Below are 15,619 nucleotides of genomic sequence, written 5' to 3'. Positions count from 1 at the left end.
GCCACATGATCCAATCCGAACCTCCGTTGAAGGCGGCCCGGGACTCCCGGGTCGCCTTCGTCACCTGCGCCGAACTTCCCGACCTCGACCCCGACGACCGCCCGGCGTACGACGCCCTGGTCCGGCGGGGCGTGGCGGTCGACATGGTGTCCTGGGACGCCGACGTCGACTGGGCCGGGTACGACCTCGCCGTACTGCGCTCGCCGTGGGACTACGTCCCGCGCCGGGCCGACTTCGTCGCCTGGGCGGCCACCGTGCCCCGGCTGGCCAATCCGGCCGACGTCGTGGTCTGGAACACCGACAAGCGTTACCTGCGCGAGCTGGCCGCCGGCGGCGTGCCGGTGGTCCCCACCACCTGGCTGGAGCCCGCCGACACCTGGTCGCCGCCGACCACCGGGGAGTACGTCGTCAAGCCGGCGGTCAGCGCCGGCAGTCGGGACACCGGCCGTTACCTGCTCGACGACGCCGGGCACCGGCGGCTCGCGGCGGCGCACGCCGCCCGCCTCGGGGCGGCCGGACGGCTCACGATGGTGCAGCCCTACCTGTCGGCGGTCGACACGGCGGGCGAGGCGGCGCTGGTGTTCCTGGGCGGGCCGGGCGGGCTCACGTTCAGCCACAGCATCCGCAAGGGTGCGATGCTGACCGGTCCCGACCTCGGTGGCGAGGAGTTGTACAAGGAGGAGAACATCTCCGCCCGTACCGCCACCGCGGCCGAACTGGCCGTCGCCGCCCGCGTGCTCGACCTGGTGCCCGGCGGGCCGGACCGGTTGCTCTACGCCCGGGTCGATCTGATTCCCGACGCCGACGACAGCCCGCTGCTGGTCGAGTTGGAACTGACCGAACCGTCGCTGTTCTTCCCGTACGCCGACGGCGCCGCGGAGCGCTTCGCCGACGCCGTCGCCGCCCGGTTGGGCTGACGGCCCGCGCCGACGTACCGGTCAGCCGGGGCGGCCGGTCAGCGGGCCGGTGCGAGTTCCCGGTCGGCCCGCTCCGCCGGGTCGCCGGGGTCGGCCGGCGGGGTCGTGGCCGCACCGACCGGCGGGCGTTCCCGGGTCGACCAGAGCACCGCCAGGGTGGCCAGCCAGACCAGGCAGGACCCGAGCATGTGCAGCCCGACCAGCAGCACCGGCAGGTCGGTGAGGTACTGCACGAAGCCGACAACGCCCTGCGCCAACTCCACCACCAGCAGGACCACGGCCGCCCGGACGGCCCGCGGCGGGGCGCCGACGGCCTTCAGGGCCAGCCACAGCGCCACCGACAGCCCGATGAGCAGGAACACCAGGTCGGCGTGCAGCTGCGAAATCGTGGCCGGGTCCAGGCCGTTGCGTTCGGCGTCGGCGTCGCCGGCGTGCGGGCCGCTGCCGGTCACCAGCGTGCCGACCATGATCACGGCGGCGCTGACCGCCGTGGTGATCCAGACCAGCGCGTGCAGCGGCGCGGGTACGGTGCGCACCTTCGGCCCGTCGGACTCGCCGATCCGCCGCCACAGCGCGTACGTCAGCAACAGCAGCGCCATCGAGCCCACGAAGTGGATGCCGACGATCATCGGGTGCAGGTCGGTGTGCACGGTGATCCCGCCGATGATCGCCTGCACGGCGATGCCGGCGAGCACGGCCAGGGCGAGCAGCACCAGCGAGCGCCGGCGTGGCCGGTGCAGCAGCACGGCGACGAGCGCGGCGAGGGCCACGGCACCGACGGCGAAGGTCAGCAGCCGGTTGCCGAACTCGATGGCGCCGTGGATGCCCATCTCGGCGGTGGAGACGTACGACTCGTCGGTGCAGCGTGGCCAGGTCGGGCAGCCGAGCCCGGACGCGGTCAGCCGGACGGCCCCGCCGGTGACGACGATTCCGACGTTGGCGATGATCGAGGCCAGCGCGATCCGCCGGACCAGCGACGGGCGCACGGAAAACCGGGCGGATTGGGTCACGGCGGTAATCCTACGTTCTGTAGTTTTCGGTCCTCCGTGCGGCCCGGCGGCCCCCGTGGCATGGATCACGGGCGGCCGGTTGCGGGGCCGCGGCGAATTACGTAACGTTGCCGTTGTGAAAAACGCGGTGGTGGTGTCTACCCACACCCCGGTGGCCGAGCCGGCCTCCGGCGCCGCCGCAGCCGCGCCGGCCGGTGGGCCGACCGCCGACGGGCGCACCCGCGACCGGGTCCTCCAGCTCCTACTGGCCCAGGGGGCGGCCACCGCCGCCCAGCTCGGCGCCGAGCTGGGACTGAGCCCCGCCGCGATCCGCCGGCACCTCGACGCCCTGCTCGCCGACGGCGACGTCGTCGCCCGCGAGCAGTCGGTGCGTGGGCACCGCGGCCGCGGCCGCCCCGCCAAGGTCTTCGTGCTGACCGACGCCGCGCGACTGCGCTGCGGACGGCACACCTACGACGGGATGGCCACCGCGGCGCTGCGCTGGATCGCCCGCACCGGCGGTGCCGAGGCCGTCGACTCGTTCGCCGCCGAGCAGGTCGCCGACCTGGAGGCACGCTGCCGGACGGCGATGGAGGACGCCGGCGACGAGCCGCTGGCCCGGGCCGAGGCCCTCGCCACGGTGCTGACCGCCGAGGGCTACGCTGCCAACGCGTCCACGATCGCGTCGGGCGGCCAGTTGTGCCAGCACCACTGCCCGGTGGCCCACGTGGCCGCCGAGTTTCCCCAGTTGTGCGAGGCCGAGACCGCGGTCATCTCCCGCCTGATCGGTTCCCACGTGCAGCGCCTCGCCACGATCGCCCACGGCGACGGGGTGTGCACCACGCACATCCCGGCACAGCCGGGTGGACCGCACACCACTGCCAACCCTGTGAGGACAGATAGATGACCGAGCAGATCGTCCAGCCCGTCGTGACCCAGGAGGAGCACCTCGCCGCCCTGGGCAAGTACGAATACGGCTGGGCCGACTCCGACGTGGCCGGGGCAGCCGCCCAGCGTGGCCTCAACGAGGCGGTGGTGCGTGACATCTCCGCCAAGAAGAACGAGCCCGCCTGGATGCTCGACCTGCGCCTGAAGGGCCTGCGGCTGTTCGACCGCAAGCCGATGCCGAACTGGGGCGCCGACCTCTCCGGCATCGACTTCAACAACATCAAGTACTTCGTCCGCTCCACCGAGAAGCAGGCCGCCAGCTGGGAGGACCTGCCCGAGGACATCAAGGCGACGTACGACCGGCTGGGCATCCCCGAGGCCGAGAAGCAGCGCCTGGTGGCCGGTGTCGCGGCGCAGTACGAGTCCGAGGTCGTCTACCACAAGATCCGCGAGGACCTCGAGGAGCAGGGTGTGGTGTTCCTCGACACCGACACCGCGCTGAAGGAGCACGAGGACATCTTCAAGGAGTACTTCGGCACCGTGATCCCGGTCGGCGACAACAAGTTCGCCGCGCTGAACACCTCGGTGTGGTCCGGTGGCTCGTTCATCTACGTGCCGAAGGGCGTGCACGTGGAGATTCCGCTCCAGGCGTACTTCCGGATCAACACCGAGAACATGGGCCAGTTCGAGCGGACCCTGATCATCGTCGACGAGGGTGCCTACGTGCACTACGTCGAGGGCTGCACGGCGCCGATCTACTCGTCCGACTCGCTGCACAGCGCGGTCGTCGAGATCATCGTGAAGAAGAACGCCCGCTGCCGCTACACGACCATCCAGAACTGGTCGAACAACGTCTACAACCTGGTCACCAAGCGCGCCGTCTGCCACGAGGGCGCGACCATGGAGTGGATCGACGGCAACATCGGCTCCAAGGTGACGATGAAGTACCCCGCCGTCTACATGACCGGCCCGCACGCCAAGGGCGAGGTGCTGTCCGTGGCGATGGCCGGCGAGGGCCAGCACCAGGACGCCGGCGCCAAGATGGTGCACGCGGCGCCGCACACCTCCAGCACGATCGTGTCCAAGTCGATCGCCCGCGGCGGCGGCCGTACGTCGTACCGGGGTCTGGTCCAGGTCCTGGAGGGCTCGCACCACAGCCGGTCGACGGTGAAGTGCGACGCGCTGCTGGTCGACACCATCTCCCGCTCCGACACCTACCCCTACGTCGACATCCGCGAGGACGACGTGGCGATGGGGCACGAGGCGACCGTCTCCAAGGTCAGCGACGACCAGCTCTTCTACCTGATGAGCCGCGGCCTGAGCGAGGACGAGGCGATGGCGATGATCGTGCGCGGCTTCATCGAGCCGATCGCCAAGGAGCTGCCGATGGAATACGCACTGGAGCTCAACCGCCTGATCGAGCTGCAGATGGAGGGCGCGGTCGGCTGACGCCGACCGCACCGGTCACCTTTCGCGAGACGAGACCAAGGACGAGATGACAACCGAAGCCATCGCGCCGCCGAAGACCAAGTCGCAGGCGCTGCGTTCGTACGACGTCGCGGACTTCCCGGCCCTGACCGGCCTGGAGGAGGAGTGGCGGTTCACGCCGCTCAAGCGCCTGCGCGGCCTGGCCACGGCGGTGCCGGCGGCGACCGCCGAGGTCAAGCACGAGTACGGCCAGCTGCCGGCCGGGGTCGGCGTGTCCACCATCGACCGGACCGACCCGCGGATCGGCAGCGTGCTGACACCGTTCGACCGGATCAGCGCGCTCGCCCACGGCGGTGCCGGGCAGGCGCTGCTGGTCACCGTCGACGCCGACGCGGTCGTCGCCGAGCCGGCGCTGCTGCGGGTTGTCGGCGGCGGTGCCGAGGGCGTCGCCTTCGGGCACACGTTCGTCGAGGTGGGCCGCTTCGCCGAGGTGACGCTCGTGCTGGAGCACGTCGGCTCGGCGACGCTGGCCGACAACGTCGAGGTGGCGGTCGCCGACGGGGCGAAGCTCACCCTGGTGACGGTGACCGACTGGGCCGCCGACTCGGTCCAGGCCCAGCACCTCAAGGTCCGGCTCGGCCGCGACGCGCGGGTGACGCACGTGCAGGTGACCCTCGGCGGCGACCTGGTCCGGCAGTTCACCAGCGTCGAATACACCGGTCGCGGTGGCGAGGCCGAGCTGTACGGCCTCTACTTCGCCGACGCCGGCCAGCACCTGGAGCACCGGCAGCTGGTCGACCACACCGTGCCCGACTGCCGCAGCGACGTCGGCTACCGCGGCGCGCTCCAGGGCGACGGCGCGCACACCGTCTGGGTCGGCGACGTGCTGATCCAGGCCGAGGCGACCGGCACCGAGACGTACGAGATCAACCGGAACCTGCTGCTCACCGACGGGGCGCGGGCCGACTCGGTGCCCAACCTGGAGATCGAGACCGGTGAGGTCGCCGGTGCCGGGCACGCGAGCGCGACCGGCCGGTTCGACGACGAGCAGCTGTTCTACCTGATGGCCCGGGGCATCCCGGAGTCCGAGGCCCGCAAGCTCGTGGTCCGCGGCTTCTTCGCCGAGCTGGTCAACAAGATTCCGGTCGGGGAGCTGCGGGAGCGGCTCGGTCAGGCGATCGAGGACCGGCTGATCCGGGCGGGAGCGTGATGACGGACTTCGTCCGGATCTGTTCCACCGAGGACATCCCCAAGGCGACCGCCGTACGCGCCGACGTGGACGGCACCGAGATCGCGGTGGTGCACGCCGAGGACGGCACCTTCCACGCCGTGTACGACGAGTGCTCGCACGCCGCGGTCGCGCTGTCCGAGGGGGAGATCGACGGCTGCACGATCGAGTGCTGGCTGCACGGCTCTCGCTTCGACCTGCGTACCGGCGAGCCCACCGGGCTGCCCGCCACCGAACCCGTACCCGTCTACCCCGTCGAAGTACGCGACGGCGACATCTACGTCAGTCTCACGCCCACCAATGGAGTAACGGCACCATGAGTGTTCTGGAGATTCGTGACCTACAGGTGTCGGTCAAGCTGCCCGAGGGCGAGCTGAAGCCGATCCTGGCCGGGGTGAACCTGACCGTGAAGGCGGGGGAGACCCACGCCATCATGGGCCCGAACGGGTCCGGCAAGTCGACGCTGGCGTACTCGATCGCCGGCCACCCCAAGTACGAGATCACCGGCGGCACGGTGACCCTCGACGGCGACGACGTGCTGGCGATGACCGTCGACGAGCGGGCCCGCGCCGGCCTCTTCCTGGCCATGCAGTACCCGGTCGAGGTGCCCGGCGTCTCGGTCGCCAACTTCCTGCGTACGGCGAAGACCGCGGTCGACGGCGAGGCGCCGAAGCTGCGCACCTGGGCCGGCGAGCTGCGTGGCGCCATGGAGCGCCTGCAGATGGACCCGTCGTTCGCCCAGCGCAACGTCAACGAGGGTTTCTCCGGCGGCGAGAAGAAGCGGCACGAGATCGTGCAGCTCGAGCTGCTCAAGCCGAAGGTGGCGATCCTCGACGAGACCGACTCCGGCCTCGACATCGACGCCCTGCGGGTGGTCAGCGAGGGCGTCAACCGGGTCCGGTCGACCGGCGACACCGGCCTGCTGCTGATCACGCACTACACCCGGATCCTGCGCTACATCAAGCCGGACTTCGTGCACGTCTTCGTCGCCGGCCGGATCGTCGAGGAGGGCGGCCCGGAGCTGGCCGAGAAGCTCGAGGCCGAAGGCTACGAGCGCTACGTCGCCGGCGCCGGCGCGGCGGCCTGAACGTCGGTCCGCGAGAAGGGTCGGTCCCGATGACCGTCATCGCCATCCCACCGGGCATGCCGCAGTACGACGACGTGCCGCGCTTCGACGTCGAGAAGATCCGCGCCGACTTCCCGATCCTGGACCGCCAGGTCAACGGGCACAAGCTGGTTTACCTGGACAGCGGGGCCACCTCACAGCGGCCCCGCCAGGTGCTCGACGCGATCCGCGAGCACAACGAGCGGCACAACGGCAACGTGTCCCGTTCGGTGCACACGGTCGGCACCGAGGCGACCGAGGCGTACGAGGGCGCCCGGGCGAAGGTGGCCACGTTCATCGGCGCCGCCAGCCCCGACGAGGTGGTGTTCACCAAGAACGCCACCGAGTCGATCAACCTGGTGGCGTACGCCTTCTCCAACGCCTCGGTCGACCCGGCCGCCGACCCGCGGTTCCGGCTCGGTCCCGGCGACGAGGTGGTGATCTCCGAAATGGAGCACCACTCCAACATCGTGCCGTGGCAGCTGCTGTGCCAGCGCACCGGAGCGACGCTGCGCTGGTTCCGGGTCACCGACGCCGGCCGGCTCGACCTGACCCAGCTCGGGGAGCTGGTCAACGAGCGGACCAGGCTGGTGTCGTACGCGCTGGTCTCGAACGTGCTCGGCACCGTCAACCCGACGTCGGCGATCACCGCCCGGGCCCGCGAGGTCGGCGCCCTGGTGATGCTCGACGCCTCGCAGGCGGTGCCGCACCTGCCGGTCGACGTCGCCGACCTCGGCATCGACTTCCTGGCCTTCACCGGGCACAAGATGTGCGGGCCGACCGGTATCGGCGCGCTGTGGGGGAGGGCGGAGCTGCTCGACGCGATGCCGCCGTTCCTCGGCGGCGGGTCGATGATCGAGACGGTGACGCTGGAACGGTCGACGTTCGCGGCCGCGCCGGCCAAGTTCGAGGCCGGCACCCCGCCGATCGCCGAGGCGGTCGGTCTCGGGGCGGCCGTCGACTACCTGTCGGCGGTCGGGATGCGGGCGATCCAGTGGCACGAGAAGGAGCTGACCGCGTACGCGCTCGACGCGCTGTCGACCGTGCCCGGCCTGCGGATCTTCGGGCCGCAGGTGCCGGTCGGCCGGGGCGGCACGCTGTCGTTCGGCTTCGACGGAGTGCATCCGCACGACGTGGGGCAGGTGCTCGACGCACACGGGATCGAGGTCCGGGTCGGACACCACTGCGCGCGTCCGCTGTGCGTGCGGTACGGCGTGCCGGCGATGACCCGCGCGTCGTTCTACCTCTACACGACGACGGACGAGGTCGACGCCCTGGTGCGCGGCCTCGACCAGGTGCGGAAGGTGTTCGGCTGATGCAGCTCGACCAGCTCTACCAGGAGATCATCCTGGACCACTACAAGCACCCGCACGGGCGCGGGCTGCGCGAGCCGTTCGGCGGCGAGGCGCATCACGTCAACCCGACCTGCGGAGACGAGGTGACGGTCCGGGTCGCCGTCGACGGCGGCAGGCTCGGCGACATCTCGTACGACGGCATGGGCTGCTCGATCAGCCAGGCGTCGGCGAGCGTGCTGCACGAGCTGCTCTCCGGCCGGGGCACCGACGACGCGTTCACGGTCCACGAGGCGTTCGTGGAGCTGCTGTCCGGGCGTGGCCAGGTGACCCCCGACGAGGAAGTACTGGGCGACGGGGTGGCGTTCGCAGGCGTCGCCCGCTACCCCGCCCGGGTGAAATGCGCGCTGCTGCCGTGGATGGCGTTCAAGGACGCGGCGGCGCGCGCCGGTGTGGGCGCGAGCCCGGAGGTGAAGGCATGAGCACGGACGACACCGGCGCCACGACGCCGGCGGAGACGCAGGGTGTGGCGACCGCCCCGGCGGAGGTCTCGAAGGCCGCGATCGCCGACGTCGAAGAGGCGATGAAGGACGTCGTCGACCCCGAGCTCGGCATCAACGTCGTCGACCTCGGCCTGGTCTACGGCGTCCACGTCGACGACGAGAACGTGGCGACCCTGGACATGACGCTGACGTCGGCGGCCTGCCCGCTGACCGACGTGATCGAGGACCAGACCCGGCAGGCGCTGACCACCGGTCCGGGTGGTGGCCTGGTCCAGGACTTCCGGATCAACTGGGTGTGGCTGCCGCCGTGGGGCCCCGACAAGATCACTGACGAGGGCCGCGACCAGCTGCGGGCTCTCGGCTTCAACGTCTGACGTATTTCGGCCGCCGGGTGGGGAAGTCCGCCCGGCGGCCGTACCGATATTTGGTGGTGGCGGCCGCGGCGGCCCGGCCAGAATCTGCGGCGTGAACACTCCCGCCGACCCTGACCGGCCATGACCGACGCGATCGCCGCCGGGCTGCTGGCCGGCTACGGCGTCGCCGTACCGGTCGGTGCCATCGCCGTACTCGTCATCGGGCTGACCGCCCGCACCTCGCTGCGGGTCGGTGCCGCCGCCGCCCTCGGCGTCGCCACCGCAGACGGCGTCTACGCCGCCGTCGCCGTGCTCGGGGGTGCCGCCCTCGCCGACCTGATCACCCCGGTCGCCGGGCCGCTGCGCTGGGTCGCGGTCGCGGTTCTCGTCGTCCTCGCCGCGCACACGGCCGTCAGTGCCGTACGCCGGCACCGCAACCCGGCCGCCGCGGCGGGCACCGACCGGGCACTGTCGACCCCGTCCCGGGCGTACGCCGGGCTGCTGGCGCTGACCCTGCTCAACCCGATGACCGTGATCTACTTCGCCGCCCTGGTGCTGGGCCGGCGGGCGGCCGACGGGCGCACCGCCGCCGCCGAAGCGGTGTTCGTGCTGGCGGTGTTCGCCGCGTCGGCGAGCTGGCAGCTGCTCGTCGCCGGCGGCGGTTCGCTGGTCGGCCGGCTGCTCGCGGGGCCGCGTGGACGACTGCTGACCGCGCTCGCGTCGAGCGTGCTCGTGGTCGTACTCGCGCTCGGTCTGCTCGTGCCCGGCTGGCCGTGACGGGCTGCCGGTGTCGAGCCGGTGGCGACGGGTTGGCCGTGACGGGCTGGCGGTGACGGGCTGGCGGTGACGGGCTGGCGGTGACGGGCTGGCGGTGACGGGCTGGCGGTGACCAGGGTGCCGGCGTCGACCGCCGGGGGACGGTACCGCTGTTGTGGTCCACAGCGAATCCGGCGTATCCACAGCGAACTCGCTGTCGGCCGCGACACCAGACCTTTCCATCTGAACGCCCGCGTGCGCCCCCGCACCCCCCGCCATCCTGTCGGGTTCCGGACGTCAGTGCCCTACCCGACAGCCAGCCCGTCGCGGACACGCTCGGGCAGGAATAGCTGGACCAGCTCGGTCGTGAGGCCGCGGCATTCCATGACCTGCTCCAGCCGTACCAGGGCGAAACCGTCCGGTCCCTCCGGGCGGCGGCAGCGACCGTCGAGCGGGTGGCCGGGGAGGCCACGCCGGGGCGGGTCGGCACACTGCTGGCCGCCGTCGCCGGTGTCGAGGCCGCCCATCGCTCGTACGCCGCCGAGGTCTGCGCCTGACCGGATCGTCCGGCCCGGCGGTGGCGGGTTCAGGTGATGTTCCTCAGCGCCTCGCGGACCGACAGCGGCGCCAGCCGCGCCCGGTGCGCGGCCACGAAGGCGCGGACCGCCTCCGGGTCGGTCCGGGAGTGCTCGCGCAGCGCCCAGCCGATCGCCTTGCGGACGAAGAAGTCGGGGTGGCCGGCCTGCCGCACGCAGTACCGGAACAGCCGTCCGGCGTCGGTCGTCTCCCGGTAGCTCAGCTGGTGCAGGATCGCCGTACGCACCAGCCACGGGTCGTCGTCGCCGACCCAGTCGTCCATCGCCGGCACCAGCTCCGGATGCGTGGCGACCAGCCGTCCGACCAGGTGTACCGCCAGCGGGTCGACGGTGTCCCACCACGACCTGGTGGTGACCAGCCAGCGGGCGGTCGACAGGAAGTCCGCCGAGCAGATCCGGGCGTGGCGGCGCAGCCAGTCACAGGCGAAGTACTGGTATTCGCGTTCGGGTAACGCCCAGCAGCCGACCGCGACCGCCCGCAGGTCCTCCTCGGTCGGCCGCCCGAGCCCGGCCAGGACCTGCCGCCCCAGCGCGGTCCGGGCCGGCGCCTGGATGCCCAGGAACGGGAACCGGTCGCGCATGTACGCGGCCATCCCCGCGCCCCGGGCCGGATCGGCGGCGGCACCGAACACCGTGGTCAGCCGGTCCAGCACCGCGGCCGCCAGGGGTGGTGCCACGTCGACCATGGCTAGATCCTGCCATCCGGGCCGCCCGGTACCGTCGACCGAATGGACGATCATCCGGAGGGTGACATGACCACGCGGGCCGGCGGGCGCCGGGCCGTCGCGGCGCGGCACGAGGGGGCGACGTGACCGCCCGCCCCGCGGCCGGCGGCGGCCGCTGGGTCGACGTCGAGCCCGGCCGGCTGGCCCGCTGGGTGGAGAACTTCACCGCCCGGCACGGTCCGCCGGTCGCCGAACCCACCGGGTACGGCCTGCACCTGAGCGCCCCGGACGGCGCCACCGCCGAACTGCACACCCCGCCGGGGGCGGCCGCCGCACCCGACCTGGCCGGATTCGTGGCCGCCGCCGGAGCGTCCCGCCGGATCGGTCTGCTGCTCGCCCGCAAGGCGGCGGTCGCGGTCGGCGTGGCCGACGGCACCCGGCTGATCGGGTCGAAGGTCGACACCAGCTACGTGCAGAGCCGCACCGCGGCCGGCGGCTGGTCGCAGCAGCGGTTCGCCCGTCGGCGCGACAACCAGGCCAAGGCGGCCGCGGCCGGGGCGAGCGACATCGCCGTACGACTGCTCCTGCCGGCGGCCGGCACGATGTCCGCGCTCGTCTGCGGTGGTGACCGCCGTACGGTCGACACGATCCTCGACGACCGGCGGCTGGCGCCGCTGCTGCCGCTGCGGGCCGAGCGGCTGCTCGACGTGCCCGAGCCCCGGCACGCGGTACTGGTCGAGGCGGTGGCCGCCGCCCGTGCGGTACGCGTCCTGGTCCGCGACCCGTGAGCGGTGGCCGGGCCGGCACCGTAGCCGGTCAGATGGCGCCGCCGAACGTGTCGCACGAGGTCGGGTCGCCGGTCTGGTAGCCGCGGCCGAACCACTCCTGCCGCTGTGCCGCCGTGCCGTGGGTGAACGACGACTCGTCGATCTGCCCGCCGGCCCGCCGCTGGATCGTGTCGTCGCCGATCGCGGCCGCGGTGTCCAGGCCCTCGCGGATGTCCCGGTCGGTGATGCTGGTGAAGATCCGCTGCCCCTGCGCGTCGGCGGTGCCGGTCGCGTTCTTCGCCCACGCCCCCGCGTAGCAGTCGGCCTGCAGCTCCAGCCGCACCGACAGCTCGTTGGCGTTGCGTGGGTCACGCTGCTGCTGGCGGCGCATCTGCGCCTCGGTGCCGAGCAGCGTCTGCGCGTGGTGGCCGTACTCGTGGGCGACGACGTACGGCTGCGCGAACTCGCCGCCGGCGCCGAGCTGGTCGGCAAGCACCCGGTAGAAGGTCAGGTCGATGAAGACCTTGCGGTCGGCGGGGCAGTAGAACGGGCCGACGCCGGAGTCCGCGGCGCCGCAGCCGGTGTTCACCGCCTGCTCGAAGAAGACCGTGTCCGCCGGCTGGTACTGCCGGCCGAAGTGCTGTGGCAGCGCCGTGCGCCAGTACGCCTGCACCGAGTTGACGTAGAGGGCGTTGCGGCAGTCGAGCTGGCGCAGCGCGTCGTCGGCCGCGCACCGCTGGTCGATCGCGGCGTTGTCGCCCTGTTCCTCGCCGCCGGTCAGCGCGTTGAGGCCGAAGCCGCCGCCAATGAGCGTGAACACGACGACGGCGATGAGGACGACCAGGCCGCCCTTGCCGCCGCCGCCCGGCAGCGGGATGGGCAGGCCGCCGAGGCCGCCGCCTCCTCGTCCGCCGGCACCGCGCCGGTCCTCGATCTGGCTGGTGTCGATCCGCGCGTTCTCGTTCAGCTCCATGACGCCTGCTCGCTCCGCTCGCACTCGCTCATGACGACCCCAGCCAATCCCGGCACCGTTCCTTCGGCGTGCCGCTGTTCTGCCGACTACCCGATGATCTTGCCTGGCAATCGGCTGGGAGGTCGGTCCCGACACCCGGTACACTTTCCGCCGTGCTGCTCTGCCAAGGCTGAACCGCCCCGCGCCGACGGGTCAACCACCCGCCGGCGCTTCCGCGTGCCCGAGCCAGCCTTTCCGCCATCGAGAGCGAGCCCTTCGAAATGATCACTGCAACCGGTCTGGAACTGCGCGCCGGCTCCCGCATCCTGCTGTCCGACACCACGCTGCGCGTACAGCCCGGCGACCGGATCGGCCTCGTGGGCCGCAACGGCGCCGGCAAGACCACCACCCTGAAGGTGCTCGCCGGTGAGGGCACCCCGTACGCCGGCCAGATCGACCGGCGCAGTGCGATCGGCTACCTGCCGCAGGACCCGCGTACCGGGGATCTGGAGGTCACCGCGCGCGACCGGGTGCTGTCCGCCCGCGGCCTCGACGTGCTGATGGCCCAGATGAAAGAGGTCGAGCAGCAGCTCGCCGACGGCGGCGACGACCGGCTCGTACGTCGCTACGGGGCGCTGGAGGACCAGTTCGCCTCGCTCGGCGGCTACGCCGCCGAGGCCGAGGCGGCCCGGATCTGCGCCAACCTCGGCCTGCCCGACCGGGTTCTCGCCCAGACCATCGGCACGCTCTCCGGTGGCCAGCGCCGCCGGATCGAGCTGGCCCGGATCCTGTTCCGCGACGCCGGCGAGAACGGCGGCGGCATCCTGCTGCTCGACGAGCCGACGAACCACCTCGACGCCGACTCGATCACCTGGCTGCGCGGCTTCCTCGCCGGTCACAAGGGCGGCCTGGTGGTGATCAGCCACGACGTGTCGCTGCTCGACGCGGTGGTCAACCGGGTCTGGTACCTCGACGCGATCCGGTCGGTGGTCGACACCTACAACGTCGGCTGGAAGACCTACCTGGAGCAGCGTGACACCGACGAGCGGCGGCGCCGCCGCGAGCGGGCCAACGCCGAGAAGAAGGCCGGCGCGCTGATGGCGCAGGCCGACAAGATGCGGGCCAAGGCCACCAAGACCGTCGCCGCGCAGAACATGGCCCGCCGGGCCGAGCGGCTGCTGTCCGGTCTTGAGGAGGTGCGTGCCTCCGACAAGGTGGCCAAGGTACGGTTCCCGTCCCCGGCCGCCTGCGGCAAGACCCCGCTGACCGCGACCGGCCTGTCGAAGTCGTACGGCTCGTTGGAGATCTTCACCGACGTCAACGTCGCGGTCGACCGTGGCTCCCGGGTCGCCATCCTGGGGCTCAACGGTGCCGGCAAGACCACCCTGCTGCGGATGCTCGGCGGCCTGCTGGAGCCCGACACCGGCGAGGTGCAGGCCGGCCACGGCCTGCGGCTGGGCTACTACGCGCAGGAGCACGAGACGCTCGACGTCGACCGTACGGTGCTCGACCACATGCGCAGCGCCGCGTTCGAGCAGACCGACACCGAGCTCCGCAAGATTCTCGGTGCCTTCCTGTTCTCCGGCGAGGACGTCGACAAGCCCGCCGGGGTGCTCTCCGGCGGCGAGAAGACCAGGCTGGCCCTGGCCACGCTGGTCTGCTCGGGCGCCAACGTGCTGCTGCTGGACGAGCCGACGAACAACCTCGACCCGGTCAGCCGCGAGCAGGTGCTCGACGCGATCGCCAACTATCCCGGCGCGATCGTGCTGGTGACCCACGACCCCGGTGCGGTGACGGCGCTCAAGCCCGACCGGGCCATCCTGTTGCCCGACGGTGACGAGGACGCCTGGAGTGACGACCTGCTGGAACTGGTCGAGCTGGCCTGACCGGAGCGTTCCGCGCAGGGGGTGTGGGGATCCACCGTGTGTGCGGTGAAATTTCAGTGGGGTGGGCACACTTGCGCTCACTGCGATACAGGTATCGGGTAGCCGACAGTGACGCGCGTGTCGGTTGGCGAACAGATGATATCTGGCGCATGATCGTTCGAGGCGGTCTAATAGGTGGGACCGCATCGAACCGCACAGTCTGGGACGTGAGGATTCCAACATGGCAGCCACTGGCACAGCCACCAGCACTGAGAAGGGTCGCCGCATCGTCGGGGCCGAGCGTCAGACGCTCGCCAAGGACCTTGTAAAGCGGTACACCTCGGGAGAGAGCATTCGTGCCCTGGCGGTCTCCACGGGCCGCTCCTACGGGTTCGTTCACCGGGTGCTCACCGAGTCCGGAGTGCAGTTGCGTCAGCGCGGCGGCGCCCGTCGTCGCAAGAAGGCGTGACCAGCTCTTCAGCCTCTCCCGCCTCCGCCCACGCCAGGATCCCCCGGTGAGCACAGCGAGCGGAGTGCGGCTCGACCGCGACGGGCCGGTCGCGACAGTGACGTTGTGCCGGCCCGACGTGCTCAACGCGCAGACCCCCGCGATGTGGGAGACGCTGCGCGAGTTCTCCCGGCAACTGTCCGGTGACGTCCGCGTGGTCGTGGTCCGGGGCGAAGGCCGCGCCTTCTCCGCCGGCCTCGACCTGTCGGTCGCCGGCGGTGCCGACCCCGACCCGGGCGGGGGCTCGTTCGCCGACCTCGCCCGGATGTCGCCCGAGGCCTGCGCCGACCGCATCGCCGAGTTCCAGGCCGGGTTCACCTGGCTGCACCGTCCCGACCTGATCTCGGTCGCGGCCGTGCAGGGGCACGCCATCGGCGCCGGGTTCCAACTCGCGCTCGCCTGCGACCTGCGGGTCCTCGCCGACGACGCGAAACTCTCGATGGCCGAGGTCACCCTCGGGCTCGTACCCGACCTGGCCGGTACCAAGCGGCTGGTCGACCTGGTCGGCTACGCCCGGGCCCTGGAGATCTGTGTGACGGGGCGGCGGATCGACGCCGTCGAGGCCGACCGGCTCGGCCTGGCCAACGTGGTCGTGCCGCGCGCCGACCTCGACGCCGCCGTACGCGACCTGACCGCGGCGATCCTGGCCGGCAACCGCGACGCGGTCGTCGAGATCAAGGCGCTGCTCGCCGGCGCGGGCGGCAGGTCGCCCGTCGACCAGCAGCGGGCCGAGCGGGAGGCGCAGACCCGACGCCTGCGCGATCTCACCGGCGCCACCGACTGACCAGCAGGGCCGGTACCCGCGGA

17 protein-coding genes are annotated in these 15,619 nt (G+C 71.9%); 14 read left to right on the top strand and 3 right to left on the bottom strand.

The features are described 5' to 3' along the window. The first annotated feature begins 5 nt into the window (after window positions 1-5). Entirely contained in the window at window positions 6-917 is a 912-nt protein-coding gene (locus Prubr_RS01130) for an ATP-grasp domain-containing protein (protein ID WP_212820755.1), read from the top strand. Window positions 918-955: 38 nt separating this feature from the next. Here Prubr_RS01130 and Prubr_RS01125 read toward each other — a convergent pair whose 3' ends face one another. Next, entirely contained in the window at window positions 956-1,927 is a 972-nt protein-coding gene (locus tag Prubr_RS01125; protein ID WP_212820753.1) for a COX15/CtaA family protein, read from the bottom strand. A gap of 115 nt (window positions 1,928-2,042) precedes the next feature. On the opposite strand from Prubr_RS01125, the gene Prubr_RS01120 reads away from it, so the two are divergent. The 9 genes from Prubr_RS01120 to Prubr_RS01080 all read left to right on the top strand — a co-directional run bounded on the left by Prubr_RS01120 (window position 2,043) and on the right by Prubr_RS01080 (window position 9,480). Then, window positions 2,043-2,813, top strand: coding sequence for a helix-turn-helix transcriptional regulator (locus Prubr_RS01120; protein ID WP_425517974.1), 771 nt, complete (start codon window positions 2,043-2,045; stop codon window positions 2,811-2,813). Then, complete coding sequence (gene sufB / locus Prubr_RS01115) at window positions 2,810-4,243, top strand: Fe-S cluster assembly protein SufB (RefSeq protein WP_212820751.1); 1,434 nt, start codon at window positions 2,810-2,812, stop codon at window positions 4,241-4,243. Before Prubr_RS01120 ends, sufB begins: the two co-directional genes overlap by 4 nt. A gap of 46 nt (window positions 4,244-4,289) precedes the next feature. After that, complete coding sequence (sufD, locus tag Prubr_RS01110) at window positions 4,290-5,432, top strand: Fe-S cluster assembly protein SufD (protein WP_212820749.1); 1,143 nt, start codon at window positions 4,290-4,292, stop codon at window positions 5,430-5,432. Beyond that, a complete protein-coding gene (locus Prubr_RS01105) occupies window positions 5,432-5,770 on the top strand; it encodes a non-heme iron oxygenase ferredoxin subunit (protein ID WP_212820747.1) in 339 nt (112 codons plus the stop codon). The genes sufD and Prubr_RS01105 overlap by 1 nt, the downstream gene beginning before the upstream one ends. Then, on the top strand, window positions 5,767-6,537 hold the full coding sequence (gene sufC, locus Prubr_RS01100; protein ID WP_212820745.1) for a Fe-S cluster assembly ATPase SufC: 771 nt from the start codon (window positions 5,767-5,769) through the stop codon (window positions 6,535-6,537). Before Prubr_RS01105 ends, sufC begins: the two co-directional genes overlap by 4 nt. A 29-nt stretch (window positions 6,538-6,566) precedes the next feature. Next, window positions 6,567-7,871, top strand: coding sequence for a cysteine desulfurase (locus Prubr_RS01095; protein WP_212820743.1), 1,305 nt, complete (start codon window positions 6,567-6,569; stop codon window positions 7,869-7,871). Then, window positions 7,871-8,329: a Fe-S cluster assembly sulfur transfer protein SufU gene (gene sufU / locus Prubr_RS01090; protein WP_212820740.1), complete on the top strand. Its 459-nt coding sequence runs from the start codon at window positions 7,871-7,873 to the stop codon at window positions 8,327-8,329. Before Prubr_RS01095 ends, sufU begins: the two co-directional genes overlap by 1 nt. Next, a complete protein-coding gene (locus tag Prubr_RS01085) occupies window positions 8,326-8,724 on the top strand; it encodes a metal-sulfur cluster assembly factor (RefSeq protein WP_212820737.1) in 399 nt (132 codons plus the stop codon). The genes sufU and Prubr_RS01085 overlap by 4 nt, the downstream gene beginning before the upstream one ends. Window positions 8,725-8,844: 120 nt before the next feature. Further along, window positions 8,845-9,480 carry a LysE family transporter gene (locus Prubr_RS01080; protein WP_212820735.1) on the top strand — a complete coding sequence of 212 codons (636 nt, stop codon included), beginning with the start codon at window positions 8,845-8,847 and terminating at the stop codon, window positions 9,478-9,480. Between the two features lie 565 nt (window positions 9,481-10,045). Here Prubr_RS01080 and Prubr_RS01075 read toward each other — a convergent pair. Beyond that, window positions 10,046-10,741: a DNA alkylation repair protein gene (locus Prubr_RS01075; protein WP_212820733.1), complete on the bottom strand. Its 696-nt coding sequence runs from the start codon at window positions 10,739-10,741 to the stop codon at window positions 10,046-10,048. 122 nt (window positions 10,742-10,863) lie between these two features. On the opposite strand from Prubr_RS01075, the gene Prubr_RS01070 reads away from it, so the two are divergent. Continuing rightward, window positions 10,864-11,508 (top strand): acVLRF1 family peptidyl-tRNA hydrolase, encoded by a 645-nt coding sequence (locus Prubr_RS01070; protein ID WP_212820731.1) that lies wholly within the window; start codon window positions 10,864-10,866, stop codon window positions 11,506-11,508. Window positions 11,509-11,536: 28 nt separating this feature from the next. Here Prubr_RS01070 and ypfJ read toward each other — a convergent pair whose 3' ends face one another. Next, window positions 11,537-12,460: a KPN_02809 family neutral zinc metallopeptidase gene (gene ypfJ, locus Prubr_RS01065; protein WP_212820729.1), complete on the bottom strand. Its 924-nt coding sequence runs from the start codon at window positions 12,458-12,460 to the stop codon at window positions 11,537-11,539. A 260-nt stretch (window positions 12,461-12,720) separates the two neighbouring features. Here ypfJ and Prubr_RS01060 point away from each other — a divergent pair, with 260 nt between their 5' ends. The 3 genes from Prubr_RS01060 to Prubr_RS01050 all read left to right on the top strand — a co-directional run bounded on the left by Prubr_RS01060 (window position 12,721) and on the right by Prubr_RS01050 (window position 15,596). Next, window positions 12,721-14,325, top strand: a complete 1,605-nt coding sequence (locus Prubr_RS01060; protein WP_212820727.1) for an ABC-F family ATP-binding cassette domain-containing protein — start codon at window positions 12,721-12,723, stop codon at window positions 14,323-14,325. Between the two features lie 220 nt (window positions 14,326-14,545). Next, a complete protein-coding gene (locus Prubr_RS01055) occupies window positions 14,546-14,773 on the top strand; it encodes a helix-turn-helix domain-containing protein (protein ID WP_212820725.1) in 228 nt (75 codons plus the stop codon). Between the two features lie 46 nt (window positions 14,774-14,819). Beyond that, complete coding sequence (locus Prubr_RS01050; protein ID WP_212820723.1) at window positions 14,820-15,596, top strand: enoyl-CoA hydratase/isomerase family protein; 777 nt, start codon at window positions 14,820-14,822, stop codon at window positions 15,594-15,596. The last annotated feature ends 23 nt before the right edge of the window (window positions 15,597-15,619 follow it).

Origin of the sequence: Polymorphospora rubra, assembly GCF_018324255.1 — a bacterium.
Classification (GTDB): Bacteria; Actinomycetota; Actinomycetes; order Mycobacteriales; family Micromonosporaceae; genus Polymorphospora; species Polymorphospora rubra.
This window is presented reverse-complemented; position numbering and strand designations above follow the sequence as displayed.

What these genes read in the sequence shown, in the direction of transcription:
- Prubr_RS01130 (WP_212820755.1), top strand. Translation starts at nt 6, where the DNA reads ATGATCCAATCCGAACCTCCGTTGAAGGCGGCCCGGGACTCCCGGGTC.
- sufB (WP_212820751.1), top strand. Translation starts at nt 2,810, where the DNA reads ATGACCGAGCAGATCGTCCAGCCCGTCGTGACCCAGGAGGAGCACCTC.
- sufD (WP_212820749.1), top strand. Translation starts at nt 4,290, where the DNA reads ATGACAACCGAAGCCATCGCGCCGCCGAAGACCAAGTCGCAGGCGCTG.
- Prubr_RS01105 (WP_212820747.1), top strand. Translation starts at nt 5,432, where the DNA reads ATGACGGACTTCGTCCGGATCTGTTCCACCGAGGACATCCCCAAGGCG.
- sufC (WP_212820745.1), top strand. Translation starts at nt 5,767, where the DNA reads ATGAGTGTTCTGGAGATTCGTGACCTACAGGTGTCGGTCAAGCTGCCC.
- Prubr_RS01095 (WP_212820743.1), top strand. Translation starts at nt 6,567, where the DNA reads ATGACCGTCATCGCCATCCCACCGGGCATGCCGCAGTACGACGACGTG.
- sufU (WP_212820740.1), top strand. Translation starts at nt 7,871, where the DNA reads ATGCAGCTCGACCAGCTCTACCAGGAGATCATCCTGGACCACTACAAG.
- Prubr_RS01085 (WP_212820737.1), top strand. Translation starts at nt 8,326, where the DNA reads ATGAGCACGGACGACACCGGCGCCACGACGCCGGCGGAGACGCAGGGT.
- Prubr_RS01080 (WP_212820735.1), top strand. Translation starts at nt 8,845, where the DNA reads ATGACCGACGCGATCGCCGCCGGGCTGCTGGCCGGCTACGGCGTCGCC.
- Prubr_RS01075 (WP_212820733.1), bottom strand. Translation starts at nt 10,741, where the DNA reads ATGGTCGACGTGGCACCACCCCTGGCGGCCGCGGTGCTGGACCGGCTG.
- ypfJ (WP_212820729.1), bottom strand. Translation starts at nt 12,460, where the DNA reads ATGGAGCTGAACGAGAACGCGCGGATCGACACCAGCCAGATCGAGGAC.
- Prubr_RS01060 (WP_212820727.1), top strand. Translation starts at nt 12,721, where the DNA reads ATGATCACTGCAACCGGTCTGGAACTGCGCGCCGGCTCCCGCATCCTG.
- Prubr_RS01055 (WP_212820725.1), top strand. Translation starts at nt 14,546, where the DNA reads ATGGCAGCCACTGGCACAGCCACCAGCACTGAGAAGGGTCGCCGCATC.